The 12,796-nt window shown below is 50.0% G+C and carries 14 protein-coding genes; 8 read left to right on the plus strand and 6 right to left on the minus strand.

Annotation, left to right across the window (positions count from 1 at the left end; all coding sequences use genetic code 11):
• The first annotated feature begins 4 nt into the window (after positions 1 to 4).
• Positions 5 to 757 (plus strand): molybdate ABC transporter permease subunit, encoded by a 753-nt coding sequence (locus CLR69_RS04665; RefSeq protein ID WP_129708134.1) that lies wholly within the window; start codon positions 5 to 7, stop codon positions 755 to 757.
• 129 nt (positions 758 to 886) lie between these two features.
• On the opposite strand, the gene ychF is transcribed toward CLR69_RS04665, so the two are convergent.
• Together ychF and pth are read right to left on the minus strand one after the other, a co-directional pair.
• The gene (ychF, locus tag CLR69_RS04670) at positions 887 to 1,978 is read right to left on the minus strand and encodes a redox-regulated ATPase YchF (protein ID WP_129708132.1); all 1,092 of its coding nucleotides are present in this window, start codon (positions 1,976 to 1,978) and stop codon (positions 887 to 889) included.
• Between the two features lie 129 nt (positions 1,979 to 2,107).
• Positions 2,108 to 2,695, minus strand: a complete 588-nt coding sequence (gene pth / locus CLR69_RS04675) for an aminoacyl-tRNA hydrolase (protein WP_129708129.1) — start codon at positions 2,693 to 2,695, stop codon at positions 2,108 to 2,110.
• A 312-nt stretch (positions 2,696 to 3,007) separates the two neighbouring features.
• On the opposite strand from pth, the gene ychH reads away from it, so the two are divergent.
• Positions 3,008 to 3,277, plus strand: coding sequence for a stress-induced protein YchH (gene ychH, locus CLR69_RS04680; RefSeq protein WP_129708126.1), 270 nt, complete (start codon positions 3,008 to 3,010; stop codon positions 3,275 to 3,277).
• 154 nt (positions 3,278 to 3,431) lie between these two features.
• On the opposite strand, the gene prs is transcribed toward ychH, so the two are convergent.
• From prs to lolB, 3 genes are all read right to left on the minus strand, one after another.
• On the minus strand, positions 3,432 to 4,379 hold the full coding sequence (gene prs / locus CLR69_RS04685; RefSeq protein WP_005968468.1) for a ribose-phosphate diphosphokinase: 948 nt from the start codon (positions 4,377 to 4,379) through the stop codon (positions 3,432 to 3,434).
• Between the two features lie 137 nt (positions 4,380 to 4,516).
• Entirely contained in the window at positions 4,517 to 5,389 is an 873-nt protein-coding gene (ispE, locus tag CLR69_RS04690; protein WP_129711208.1) for a 4-(cytidine 5'-diphospho)-2-C-methyl-D-erythritol kinase, read from the minus strand.
• Between the two features lie 3 nt (positions 5,390 to 5,392).
• Entirely contained in the window at positions 5,393 to 6,016 is a 624-nt protein-coding gene (gene lolB, locus CLR69_RS04695; protein ID WP_129708120.1) for a lipoprotein insertase outer membrane protein LolB, read from the minus strand.
• 232 nt (positions 6,017 to 6,248) lie between these two features.
• Between lolB and hemA the strand changes: the two genes are divergently transcribed.
• The 6 genes from hemA to kdsA are packed head-to-tail and all read left to right on the plus strand — an operon-like array spanning position 6,249 to position 11,597.
• A complete protein-coding gene (gene hemA, locus CLR69_RS04700) occupies positions 6,249 to 7,505 on the plus strand; it encodes a glutamyl-tRNA reductase (protein ID WP_129708118.1) in 1,257 nt (418 codons plus the stop codon).
• A 33-nt stretch (positions 7,506 to 7,538) separates the two neighbouring features.
• Positions 7,539 to 8,621 carry a peptide chain release factor 1 gene (gene prfA / locus CLR69_RS04705; protein ID WP_129711209.1) on the plus strand — a complete coding sequence of 361 codons (1,083 nt, stop codon included), beginning with the start codon at positions 7,539 to 7,541 and terminating at the stop codon, positions 8,619 to 8,621.
• Positions 8,621 to 9,460 carry a peptide chain release factor N(5)-glutamine methyltransferase gene (prmC, locus tag CLR69_RS04710; RefSeq protein ID WP_129711210.1) on the plus strand — a complete coding sequence of 280 codons (840 nt, stop codon included), beginning with the start codon at positions 8,621 to 8,623 and terminating at the stop codon, positions 9,458 to 9,460. The genes prfA and prmC overlap by 1 nt, the downstream gene beginning before the upstream one ends.
• A 12-nt stretch (positions 9,461 to 9,472) precedes the next feature.
• The gene (locus CLR69_RS04715; protein ID WP_129708110.1) at positions 9,473 to 9,874 is read left to right on the plus strand and encodes a SirB2 family protein; all 402 of its coding nucleotides are present in this window, start codon (positions 9,473 to 9,475) and stop codon (positions 9,872 to 9,874) included.
• Between the two features lie 2 nt (positions 9,875 to 9,876).
• The gene (gene sirB1, locus CLR69_RS04720) at positions 9,877 to 10,686 is read left to right on the plus strand and encodes an invasion regulator SirB1 (RefSeq protein WP_129708107.1); all 810 of its coding nucleotides are present in this window, start codon (positions 9,877 to 9,879) and stop codon (positions 10,684 to 10,686) included.
• Positions 10,687 to 10,742: 56 nt separating this feature from the next.
• Positions 10,743 to 11,597, plus strand: a complete 855-nt coding sequence (gene kdsA / locus CLR69_RS04725; protein WP_010274945.1) for a 3-deoxy-8-phosphooctulonate synthase — start codon at positions 10,743 to 10,745, stop codon at positions 11,595 to 11,597.
• Positions 11,598 to 11,703: 106 nt separating this feature from the next.
• On the opposite strand, the gene ydgH is transcribed toward kdsA, so the two are convergent.
• Positions 11,704 to 12,657 carry a DUF1471 family protein YdgH gene (gene ydgH, locus CLR69_RS04730; protein WP_129708103.1) on the minus strand — a complete coding sequence of 318 codons (954 nt, stop codon included), beginning with the start codon at positions 12,655 to 12,657 and terminating at the stop codon, positions 11,704 to 11,706.
• Between the last annotated feature and the right edge of the window lie 139 nt (positions 12,658 to 12,796).

Here is a 12,796-nt window from a genome sequence, read left to right on the forward strand (position 1 = left end):
CAGAATAGCTGGCTGGCTTTCCCTGCCTGCTATTCTCCTGCTGAGCATTCCGTTTATTACCCTGATTAGCGTAACTCCGTGGCACCATTTACAGTTGGCATGGCGAGACGATAACGCCATTGCCGTGTCGATGGGGCTAGGCGGGCTAGCGCTCTGCATTACGGTTGCTATCGGCTTGCCCGTTTCCTGGTGGCTATCGCAGGCCACCGGAAAATATCGATTGATAGGTGAGCTGCTAGTCATGATCCCACTGCTAACGCCACCACTGGCGATGGGGATCCTGCTGGTTTCTGCACTGGGGCCATACGGGTTGTTCGGGTCGTGGGTATCAAAAATTGGAATTACGCTGGTCAACAACCCGGCGGCTTTTGTGTTGGCGCAAATATACGGCTCACTACCTTATTTCATTGTGGTGGCACGCTCCGCATTTGCCACGGTGCCGAAAGATATCCTCGAGGCCGGTCAAACTCTTGGCGCATCAGCGTGGAACCGCTTTCGCTATCTAACCCTGCCCATCGCCTTTCCCGGCTTGGCCTCCGCCGTAACCCTGGCATGGGTTCGCGCTGTCGGTGAGTTTGGCATTGTGATGATCTTTGCCTACTTCCCTCAAGGAATTCCCGTCAAGCTGTACACCAATCTACAAAATGACGGCGTGGATGCCGTGTATACGTTGTTATGGATGCTGCTTATTGTCACGCTCCCTCTGCCCATGATGTGCTTTGCACTGGGGAGACGCAACGCGGAGAAGCGGCGTTGATTCGTTACGGGACATTTATGAGATGGAATGAGACACCATGAAACGAAAAATCCACGCAACTGCGTGGATTTTATGGGTTTGTTAGCCTTCATGCTATGCAGTGAGATCCCATGAGACAACAAAATCAAATTAGACGTTGAACAAGAAGTTCATCACGTCGCCATCTTTTACGATGTACTCTTTGCCTTCTGAACGCATTTTCCCAGCTTCTTTCGCGCCTTGTTCACCTTTGTAGGTGATGAAGTCTTCATAAGCGATAGTCTGTGCGCGGATGAATCCTTTTTCGAAGTCGGTATGAATTTTACCCGCTGCCTGTGGGGCAGTGGCGCCGACAGGGATTGTCCATGCGCGAACTTCTTTCACACCAGCGGTGAAGTAGGTTTGCAGGTTCAGCAGTTCATAACCTGCACGGATAACGCGGTTCAAACCAGGTTCTTCCAGACCTAATTCAGCCATAAATTCTTCACGATCGGCATCATCCAGCTCTGCAATGTCTGATTCTACGGCGGCACAGACGGCTACGACGACAGAACCTTCAGCGGCGGCGATTTCACGCACTTTATCGAGGTATGGGTTATTCTCAAAACCGTCTTCGTTGACGTTGGCGATGTACATCGTTGGTTTAAGCGTCAAGAAGCTCAGGTAACGGATCGCTGCTTTATCATCGTCGCTTAAATCCAGAGAACGCAGCATGCCAGCGTTTTCCAACTGCGGTAAGCATTTCTCCAGTGCCGCCAGTTCAGCTTTAGCATCTTTATCGCCGCCTTTGGCTCTCTTCTGCACACGATGAATGGCGCGTTCGCAGGTGTCGAGGTCAGACAGAGCCAGTTCAGTGTTGATTACTTCGATGTCATCGGCCGGATCAACTTTATTATTGACGTGGATGATGTTGTCGTTTTCGAAGCAGCGTACAACGTGGCCAATGGCTTCCGTTTCACGGATGTTGGTCAGAAACTGGTTACCCAAACCTTCACCTTTGGACGCGCCTTTTACCAACCCCGCGATATCAACAAATTCCATAGTGGTAGGAAGGATACGCTGCGGCTTAACGATTTCAGCCAGCTTGTCCAGACGTGGATCGGGCATTGGCACGACGCCAGTGTTCGGCTCGATGGTACAAAACGGGAAGTTGGCCGCTTCGATGCCGGCTTTGGTCAACGCATTGAACAGAGTGGATTTACCGACGTTAGGCAGCCCAACGATACCGCATTTGAATCCCATGTTTATATCACCTTAAATAACTTATTAATCAGGCAATTACTTTATTTTGCCTGTCAGAATGGAAATATTTCGGCCGATTATACACGGAATGGCGATTTATCTCGATCTACCATCCGCATTCTGACCAGATTATGCCGCTTTGAAGGCGTGTAAGCGGTTCATCGCTTTTATCATGTCTTCTTTCATCAGAATTTCTGTGCAGCGCACAGCTTCATCAATGGCTCCGTCGATTAACGTCTGCTCACTCATCGGCGGTTTACCTAGCACAAAACCGGTCACTTTGTTTTTATCACCTGGGTGGCCAATTCCAATGCGTAAACGATGGAAATTCGGGTTATTACCCAATTTACTGATGATGTCTTTCAATCCGTTGTGACCGCCGTGCCCACCACCTAGCTTAAGTTTGGCAATCCCTGGTAATAAATCCAGTTCATCATGTGCGATCAGAATTTCATCAGGCTGAATGCGGTAGAAGGTGGCCATTGCCGCGACAGCTTTTCCACTCAGATTCATGAATGTAGTGGGAACCAGCAGGCGTACATCTTGCCCAGCCAGATTTAGACGGGCTGTGTAACCGAAAAATTTGCTTTCTTCTTTCAGCGGCTGGCGGTAAGACTCAGCCAGACGATCGACAAACCAGGCGCCTGCATTATGACGAGTTGCGGCATATTCCGCGCCAGGATTAGCCAGACCGACAATTAATTTAATGCTGCTCACGGTATATTCCAGATTACGTGCTTAAACTTACGTAGGGTAGTGTGATAACGAAAGCGCTAGTTTACACACCGAGTGCTAGATAGCCAAATCTCGGTATTGGAATGTGCATGTACTGTTATTTGTTTAGTAATGTGATTATTCATATTTTTGTCTATTTGTTTGTTTAAACGTAAAAAAACATTAATCATTCCTTTTATCTGTGATCCCTCCCGCAATCATGTGGCAGCGTTATTGTCTATAATTACATCAATAATAAAAAGTAAACGGTAATGGCACTCCGATTCATCCACTGAATTAATCTGGAGGTGGCAGATGAAACGCAAAAACGTGGCAGCATTAGGTAATGTGTTGATGGGGCTCGGTATGATTCTGATGATTGGTGGTATTGGTTTCTCCATCGCCAGTCAGTTTCCTAAGCTGAATGTTCCTGAATATATGACTTACATTGATCTGGTTGGGATCTTCTCTGGTGCAATATTTTGGTTGGTAGGGGCACGTATTAGCGGGCGTGAAGAAGTCGCAGACCGTTATTGGTGGGTTAAACACTTTGATAAGCGTTGCCGCCGCCAGCATCACCCATAATCATTAATGAAAATTGAACAACAGAGCCGCTGTAGCCTCGCTATGGCGGTTTTTTCGTTTTTTATAGCGATAAAAACGCTATAAATAAGAAAGCCACCTTGTTACAGGTGGCTCCATCATAATCGTTTGCGATCGGATAACCGATCAGCAGCGATTAATGTTCAAACATCGCAGAAATGGATTCTTCGTTGCTGATACGACGAATCGCTTCGGCCAACATACCAGACAGCGTCAATGTACGAACATTCGGCAGTGCGCGAATGTTTTCCGCCAGCGGAATGGTATCGCAGACAATCACTTCATCAATGACAGAGTTCTTGATGTTCTCGTAAGCATTGCCTGAGAAAATTGGGTGTGTGGCATAAGCGAATACACGTTTAGCCCCACGTTCTTTCAGCGCTTCTGCCGCTTTGCACAGCGTACCGCCAGTGTCGATCATATCGTCAACCAACACGCAGTCACGACCCGCTACATCACCGATGATATGCATCACCTGAGAAACGTTGGCACGTGGACGGCGCTTGTCGATGATCGCCATGTCAGTATCGTTCAACAGTTTAGCGATTGCGCGAGCACGCACAACGCCACCGATATCAGGAGAAACCACGATTGGGTTTTCCAGATTCTGTTGCAACATATCTTCTAGCAGGATCGGGCTACCAAATACGTTATCTACCGGCACATCGAAGAACCCCTGAATCTGCTCAGCGTGCAGATCAACGGTCAGAACACGGTCAACACCCACGCTGGATAGGAAGTCAGCAACGACTTTCGCGGTGATTGGCACGCGTGCGGAACGCACACGACGATCCTGACGGGCATAGCCGAAGTAGGGGATAACGGCGGTAATACGTCCCGCGGAAGCGCGACGCAGAGCATCGACCATGACAACCAGTTCCATCAGGTTGTCATTGGTGGGTGCACAGGTGGACTGGATGATGAAAATATCACCACCGCGTACATTTTCATTGATTTGCACGCTGACTTCGCCATCGCTAAAACGACCGACAGCGGCGTCGCCAAGGCTAGTGTACAAACGGTTGGCAATACGTTGTGCTAGTTCCGGGATGGCGTTACCAGCAAAAAGCTTCATATCAGGCACGAGAAGAACCTCAGGCTTGCGTCCAGAGAAATATTGCACCTGCCAGACAGGGAAGAGCAACAGGCACAATATGCATACGGGTGTATGAATTAAGTTTGCTACAGACTGGCCGCACGGCAGCCGGTGTGTATCAAAACCTAAAGTTGCCCAGAAAGTCTACGTTGTAGCGGTGAGACGTTAACGCCTCGTGCTACGAAACCGTTTAACCATTCCGGGGCCTGGTCAAGCACCTGACGGGCTGCGAACTCGGTGTCAAACTCAGCAAACACACAAGCCCCCGTTCCAGTCAGGCGCGCCGGAGCATATTCTAGCAGCCATGAAAGTAGCTGTTCAACCTCACGAAAACGTTTTCTTGCGATAGCTTCACAATCATTGACGAACGTCTGGTTTAATAAAGACTCTAAATCACGAACTGGTGAGTTACGCGTCAGTTCAGGATCGCCGAAAATCAACGGTGTGGCAATGCTAACGCCAGGGTGCGCCACCAGATACCATTTTTCTGGTGGATTCGCCGGTGTTAACTGTTCACCGATACCTTCAGCAAAGGCAGCATGTCCACGGACAAACACAGGAACATCTGCACCCAGTTGTAGCCCCAATTCGGCCAACGTATCGACGTTTAGCCCACTTTTCCACAAATGATTAAGGGCGACCAAAACGGTGGCTGCATTGGATGATCCGCCGCCTAGCCCGCCGCCCATCGGCAGGCATTTATCGATGCTGATATCGGCGCCGAACTGTGCAGGGCAAATATTGTGGTGTACGCAGTGCTGCTGTAACAAGCGTGCGGCGCGGACGATCAGGTTTTGCTCGTTATCTACACCGTCTACCGGTGTAAGCAGGTTAATCTGATCGTCATCGCGCGGATGAATCGTCAGCGTGTCGCCATAATCCAGAAACTGAAATAACGTTTGCAGCAAGTGATACCCGTCCGGCCTTTGGCCGGTAATATAAAGAAACAAGTTCAGTTTGGCGGGAGCAGGCCATGTCTCGGTAACCGTCAATTGCATCGATTATTTAACCATCCAGTTATTCATCTTCAGCTTAATACGCTGTTCTCCCTGAACCAGCTCCAGACTGGTTGGGAGCGGGGGCGTCAACTCGGTGTTGTAGCTCTGATAGCTGACATTCCAGTTCTGGTTGCCCTGGCGATAAGTGATGGTTTTTAACAGGTAGCGCTCATCCAACGTGAATTCGGTCGCATCACCCGGTATACCAAGGATCCATTGACGTAGATTATTTAACGGAATCGCCATGCCAGTCAGTTGCTGGATCATGTATTCGGCATCTTTACCTACGTAACGTTTGCCTTGATTGTCGGTGATTTGCACGCCGTCGGGTTGGGCTCGCAGTTCTAGTTCGGTGCTACCGAGCGGGTTGGTCAGCAGCAGTCGATAACGTTGTGGCGGGGTGTCCTGCCAGAAAAAATTGGCTGATACTTTTTTGCTATCGGAGATATAGGCAAAAGCGCCGCGCGTCTGGTACTGGCTGAGTTGCTGTACTTTTTGCTGATGCTGTTGCCACTCCGGCGAGGTAGGGCTTTTACCTGTTTGGGTCGGTTGATTAACGCTACAGGCGGCTAGCAACAGGCTGGCTAAAGGCAGTAAACGCAGGCATCGGACGGTTTTGGTTGGCATATCGGTCGTATCCTGTAAATGAAGGAAGTCCGTGAAATACGTCACGCTAACGGGCTTACCGCTCAGCGTCAATGGTTGTTATTCGTTAATGGCGTTTATTGTTTTTTGTCAAAAAGTGTATACCCCAGACGATGTGTATCGCGTGCTGTCGCTTTTCTTGCACTCCTGCATCAAGTAGAATGCGACTCAAACGAAATCCATACTAAGACCGGTATTACTCAGAAACAGCATAATGACCCTGCTTGCGCTTGGTATTAATCACAAAACCGCACCGGTTTCTCTGCGTGAACGCGTTGTGTTCTCACAAGATAAACTTGGGGTGGCCCTCGACAGTCTGTTACAGCAACCGCTGGTGCAGGGCGGCGTTGTGTTGTCTACCTGCAATCGCACGGAACTCTATCTTAGCGTTGGTGAACAGGAAAATCAGCGTGAACAACTGATTCGCTGGCTGTGTGAATATCATCAATTGCGCCCGGAAGAAGTTAACGACAGCCTGTATTGGCATCAGGATAACGCCGCAGTTAGTCATTTGATGCGTGTTGCCAGCGGCCTGGATTCTTTGGTGTTAGGTGAGCCGCAGATTTTAGGACAGGTGAAGAAGGCATTTGCCGAATCACAGCGTGGTCATTCTCTTTCCAGCGAGCTGGAGCGGCTGTTCCAGAAATCTTTTACTGTTGCCAAGCGTGTTCGTACGGAAACGGATATTGGTGCCAGCGCGGTGTCGGTGGCGTTTGCTGCCTGTACGCTGGCACGGCAAATTTTTGAATCTCTGGCCGATGTCACGGTGCTGCTGGTCGGTGCTGGCGAAACCATTGAATTGGTTGCTCGCTATCTTCGCGAGCACAACGTGCGGAAAATGGTGATTGCGAACCGCACCCGTGAGCGCGCGCAGGCGCTGGCAACGGAAGTGGGCGCAGACGTCATCACGCTGGCAGAATTGGACGAACAGCTCGTTCATGCCGATATCGTAATTAGCTCAACGGCAAGTACACTGCCGATTATCGGAAAAGGGATGATGGAACGGACGCTGAAGGCGAGACGGAATCAGCCTATGCTGATGGTTGATATCGCGGTTCCACGTGATATTGAACCGGAAGTGGGCAAATTGCCGAACGTTTATCTCTACAGCGTGGACGATCTGCACGCGATCATTCAGCACAATCTCGCACAGCGCAAAGCGGCGGCGGTACAGGCTGAATCTATCGTGCAGCAGGAAAGCTCTGATTTCATGGCGTGGCTGCGTGCGCAGTCTGCGGTGGAAACGATTCGCGACTATCGCGCTCAGGCCGATGAGTTGCGTGCGGAAATGACGGCCAAGGCGCTGGCTGCCATTCAACAAGGCAATGATGTTGAAGCGGTGATTCAGGAACTGACACACCGTTTAACGAATCGTCTGATTCACGCGCCGACTAAATCCCTTCAGCAAGCCGCTCGTGACGGCGACCAAAATCGGTTACAAATTTTACGTGACAGCCTTGGGCTGGACTAGCATTCATCTCTATTACAGGATTTAACCGCCCGCATGAAGCCTTCTATTGTTGCTAAACTGGAAGCGTTACAAGAACGCCATGAAGAAGTTCAGGCGTTACTCGGTGAGCCCAGCATCATCGCTGATATGGATCGCTTTCGCGCATTGTCGCGAGAATATGCTCAGCTCACAGATATTACCGACTGTTTCCAGCAATGGCAGCAGGCACAGGAAGACCAGCAGACCGCAGAAATGATGCTGGACGATCCAGAAATGCGCGATATGGCGCAGGAAGAATTGAAAGAAAGCAAAACGACAATTGAGACACTGGAGCAGCAGCTTCAGGTACTGCTGTTACCGAAAGATCCCGACGATGAGCGCGGTTGTTTTCTTGAAGTGCGCGCCGGAACCGGCGGTGACGAAGCGGCTATTTTTGCCGGTGACCTGTTCCGTATGTACAGCCGTTATGCTGAATCACGCCGCTGGCGCGTAGAAGTTGTGAGTGCCAGCGATGGTGAACATGGCGGCTATAAAGAAGTTATCGCCAAGATCTCCGGTGACGGTGTATACGGTCAGCTCAAGTTTGAATCTGGCGGCCATCGCGTGCAGCGCGTTCCTGCTACGGAATCTCAGGGGCGGATTCATACGTCAGCCTGTACCGTCGCCGTTATGGCGGAAGTGCCGGAAGCTGAAATGCCAGACATCAACCCTGCGGATTTACGCATCGATACCTTCCGCTCTTCTGGCGCGGGCGGTCAGCACGTTAACACCACCGATTCCGCCATCCGTATTACTCACTTGCCAACTGGCATTGTCGTGGAATGTCAGGATGAGCGTTCACAGCACAAGAACAAAGCTAAAGCGCTGTCTGTGTTGGGGGCGCGTATCCGTGCGGCAGAGGTACAGAAACGTCAGCAAGAAGAAGCGTCAACCCGTCGTAACCTGCTCGGTAGCGGCGATCGCTCCGACCGAATCCGCACTTACAACTTCCCGCAGGGAAGGGTAACCGATCACCGTATTAACCTGACGCTTTACCGACTGGATGAGGTCATGGAAGGGAAACTGGATACGCTGATTCAACCAGTCGTACAGGAATATCAGGCCGATCAACTTGCTGCGTTGTCCGAGCAGGAATAATGACGTATCAGGATTGGTTAGTCTCTGCGGTAACGCAACTCGCGGCGGGTGAAAGCCCAAAGCGAGATGCGGAAATTTTGCTGGGATTTGTGACGGGAAAATCCCGTACGTTTTTGCTGGCGTTTGGTGAAACCGAGCTGAACGCGGCTGAACAGCAGCAGTTAACTGAATTGCTGATGCGTCGTGAACAGGGAGAGCCTATCGCCTATTTAATCGGCGTGCGTGAGTTCTGGTCACTGCCGCTAGCTGTCTCGCCTGCCACGTTGATCCCCCGTCCCGATACCGAATGCCTGGTCGAGCAAGCGTTGTTGCGTCTACCTCAAACGCCGTGTCCCATACTGGATTTGGGTACCGGAACGGGAGCAATCGCGCTGGCGCTGGCCAGTGAGCGGCGTGACTGCCAGGTAGTTGGTGTCGATGTTCAACCGGATGCCGTTGCGTTAGCGACAAAAAATGCCCAGCAATTGGGGCTCGATAACGCTCGTTTCTTGTTTGGAAACTGGTATTCACCGCTTGATCATATGCGCTTTGCGCTTATCGCCAGCAATCCTCCGTATATCGATGTTGATGATGTGCATTTGTCACAGGGTGATGTTCGCTTCGAGCCTGCGAGCGCACTGATCGCTGACGACAACGGATTGGCGGATTTACGTACCATCATTGAATTCGCTCCGCATTATTTAGATGTCGGTGGCTGGTTGCTGTTGGAACACGGCTGGCAGCAGGGTGAAGTGGTGCGTCAACTGTTGCAGCTCCGAGGATTTACACAGATAGAAACTTGTCAGGACTATGGTGGCAATGACCGAGTGTCGTTAGGGCGCTGGTTAGATAGCATTTAATTATTAGGAGCAATGGACGTGATAACTCTTTACCCAGCCACGATATATCTGCATCTGGCAACGGTTGGCATCAGTATTTCCCTATTTGTCATTCGTTTTTTCTGGCTGTGTCGGCAATCGGTTCTACTGCAACAGCGCTGGGTTAAAATTCTGCCGCATATTAACGATACCTTGTTATTGATCAGCGGTATTGGTTTAATCATTCTGAGTCACACTTATCCGTTTACGCCCGAGCAAAGCTGGCTGACGGAAAAACTGTTTGGCGTTATCATTTATATCCTTCTTGGCGCTATCGCCTTGGGGAAACGCCCTCGTAGCCAGAATGTTCGCTGGCTGGCGTTTGTATCTGCTTTAATATGCTTTGGTGTGGTCGTGCTGCTAGCACTGACCCAATCACCGTTGCTGATGGAATAATTATGAGTGCTATTGCTGATTTTGAATTCAACCAGTCACTGCTAAGTGATGGTGTCGTGTTGGTTTCACAGGCGATTCGCCGCGACTTTCCCGCTCAGGATGTGCGGCAAAATCTGCAACAGATGGTTGAGAGCGCCCGAGCCGCTATTCCTGACGGTCTTGAGCAAGATCTTCAGCTTGAAAAACTGATTGAGCTGTTTTATCACACTTGGGGGTTCGGCGGTGCTGGCGGCATTTATCGCCTGTCTGATGCACTATGGCTGGATCAGGTGCTGGAATCTCGTCAGGGCATGCCCGTATCACTTGGCATTATCTTCCTGCATATCGCAAACGAACTCGGTTTGCCGCTGATGCCGGTGATTTTCCCGACGCAGTTGATTCTACGTGCCGACTGGCTCGACGAAGAGATGTGGCTGATCAATCCGCTCAATGGCGATACGCTGAGTGAGCATGTGCTGGAAGTGTGGCTCAAAGGTAATATCGGCCCATCAACCCGCTTGCTGGATGAAGATCTGGATGAAGCGGAGAACGTCCTGATTGTGCGTAAAATGCTCGACACGTTGAAAGTCGCACTGATGGAAGAAAAACAGATGGAATTGGCGCTGAGAGCCAGTGAGGCGGTGCTGCAATTTGACCCGGAAGATCCTTACGAAATCCGCGATCGCGGCCTGATTTATGCTCAATTGGATTGCGACCATATTGCACTGTCCGATCTTAACTATTTCGTTGAACAGTGCCCGGAAGATCCAGTGAGTGAAATGATAAAAGTGCAGATTCACTCGATAGAGCAGAAACAGATTGTCTTGCATTAAGAAACTGTTTTGCAGTAATGCAGCGTTTATTTATTTCCCGACATGAAGGTAAAAGTATGACGAATAAAGTGGTCAAGATAGGGGATATCCCCGTTGCCAACGACTTGCCTTTTGTGCTGTTTGGCGGCATGAATGTTCTTGAATCACGCGATCTGGCGATGCGCATTTGTGAGCATTACGTCACGGTCACGCAGAAGTTGGGTATTCCTTACGTGTTTAAGGCGTCATTCGATAAGGCTAACCGTTCTTCGATTCACTCTTACCGTGGTCCCGGCCTGGAAGAAGGGATGAAAATCTTCCAGGAGCTGAAACAGACCTTTGGCGTAAAAATTATCACTGATGTGCATGAATCGCATCAGGCGCAGCCAGTAGCCGATGTGGTTGATGTAATCCAACTTCCCGCGTTTTTAGCACGCCAAACCGATCTGGTAGAAGCAATGGCGAAAACGGGTGCAGTGATCAACGTGAAAAAACCACAGTTCGTCAGCCCAGGCCAAATGGGGAACATCGTCGATAAATTTATCGAAGGTGGTAATGATCAGGTAATTCTGTGCGATCGCGGCAGCAACTTCGGTTATGACAATCTGGTTGTCGATATGCTGGGTTTCAATGTCATGAAGCACGCTTCCAACGGCGCGCCGGTAATTTTTGACGTTACGCATGCGCTACAGTGCCGCGACCCGTTTGGTGCGGCATCCGGTGGCCGTCGTGGACAGGTGACCGAATTGGCGCGTGCCGGTATGGCGGTAGGTTTGGCGGGGCTATTCATTGAAGCTCACCCCGATCCTGCTAACGCGAAGTGTGATGGGCCATCTGCGTTGCCGCTGGATAAGCTGGAGCCGTTCCTGCAACAGATCAAAGCGATTGACGATCTGGTGAAAAGCTTCCCGGAACTGGATACCAGTAAGTAAAATCGTACTCGCTGTCGGTTGATTGCTGACATAAAAAACCCGCGATATCGCGGGTTTTTGCGTTTTATAGCGTTTCGCTGTTCTCTACAACACCATACGACAGTTGTTATTTATAAAGATCGGCGCTGATCGTCATATTGCTGCCTTTGCCTTCCCACTGTCTGGTGATGTGGTAGTATTTAGCGCCTTTCTCTCCTGCACGTTTGGCTACAGCTTCAGAGATCTGTGTAGTATTGGTATAGTTGCCGCGGAACTGGATGGAGTCGAAAGGTACCATCTTCGCCGCCGTGGCATTGTTCAATTCCTGAATTTGTGTGCCATCAGGTAACGTTACCGTGTAACGCCCACCTTTTGATGACTGCGTTTCAAAGAAGTTACCCACGCTGCGACTTGGGCTATCAGAGAATGCAACACCTGGGATTTCTACTTTAGCAGCCTCTGCACCACCGGCAGCAAGTGCAGCACGACCCGCATCAGAATCGGCAGGGATCGCATCAGGACGCTGAAGCTGACGTTTTGGTGCATCGGCTTTATAGATAAACGCGGTAGCTCTTTGATTCGCGCTATTCGAGTTCACATCAATTTGGCGTACGATGTAAAACGAGTCAGCATTTTTCTCTTTTGCCGCTTTTGCAATAGCATCGATTAGATCAGGCTGATTGCTAAATAAACCACTTACCGTAACAGTGTCATAGGGTTCCAGCAAATAAGCTGCATCTTTCGGCAGTTCTTTTACACCGTAGACGGTGCGGTACTGCACATCTTTTTTCGCTTTGGGCGCATCTTTGCGGTACAGATCGACAGTAACATTCCAGGCGTCGCTTGAATTAGCATCGGTCATAGATTGCACATAAAACGATGCTGCACCCAGTTTGTCGGCGCGTTTTGACGCTGCGTCAACCGCTTCATTAATTGCTCGAAAACGTCCTTTAAACGTAATTCTCTCAAAGGGTTGCAGGGAGTTTGCTTGCTCAGGCGTAAGTTCCTGTGCAGCCTGCGCTGAAAATGCCGAGAGTGATAACAACAATGTGGATGCAATAACAGTAGTCTTCAGCTTCATAAAAAATCCTTTCGCCTTCCTGCAACTCGAATTATTTAAGGTATAGCAATCAACCTGTAACGGAATAGGGCTGATTATCGCACGGAATAAATTCTTGTGCTTTAGCATTTTCAGCGGGGCCGAAAAGCCGTGATGCTTC

This window comes from Pectobacterium zantedeschiae, assembly GCF_004137795.1.
In the GTDB taxonomy this organism is placed as follows: domain Bacteria; phylum Pseudomonadota; class Gammaproteobacteria; order Enterobacterales; family Enterobacteriaceae; genus Pectobacterium; species Pectobacterium zantedeschiae.

Bases quoted from the DNA above. Each gene is read 5' to 3' on its own strand.
- ychF (WP_129708132.1), bottom strand. From the start codon at position 1,978: ATGGGATTCAAATGCGGTATCGTTGGGCTGCCTAACGTCGGTAAATCC.
- ychH (WP_129708126.1), top strand. From the start codon at position 3,008: ATGAAACGCAAAAACGTGGCAGCATTAGGTAATGTGTTGATGGGGCTC.
- ispE (WP_129711208.1), bottom strand. From the start codon at position 5,389: ATGCAATTGACGGTTACCGAGACATGGCCTGCTCCCGCCAAACTGAAC.
- lolB (WP_129708120.1), bottom strand. From the start codon at position 6,016: ATGCCAACCAAAACCGTCCGATGCCTGCGTTTACTGCCTTTAGCCAGC.
- hemA (WP_129708118.1), top strand. From the start codon at position 6,249: ATGACCCTGCTTGCGCTTGGTATTAATCACAAAACCGCACCGGTTTCT.
- prfA (WP_129711209.1), top strand. From the start codon at position 7,539: ATGAAGCCTTCTATTGTTGCTAAACTGGAAGCGTTACAAGAACGCCAT.
- prmC (WP_129711210.1), top strand. From the start codon at position 8,621: ATGACGTATCAGGATTGGTTAGTCTCTGCGGTAACGCAACTCGCGGCG.
- CLR69_RS04715 (WP_129708110.1), top strand. From the start codon at position 9,473: ATGGACGTGATAACTCTTTACCCAGCCACGATATATCTGCATCTGGCA.
- sirB1 (WP_129708107.1), top strand. From the start codon at position 9,877: ATGAGTGCTATTGCTGATTTTGAATTCAACCAGTCACTGCTAAGTGAT.
- kdsA (WP_010274945.1), top strand. From the start codon at position 10,743: ATGACGAATAAAGTGGTCAAGATAGGGGATATCCCCGTTGCCAACGAC.
- ydgH (WP_129708103.1), bottom strand. From the start codon at position 12,657: ATGAAGCTGAAGACTACTGTTATTGCATCCACATTGTTGTTATCACTC.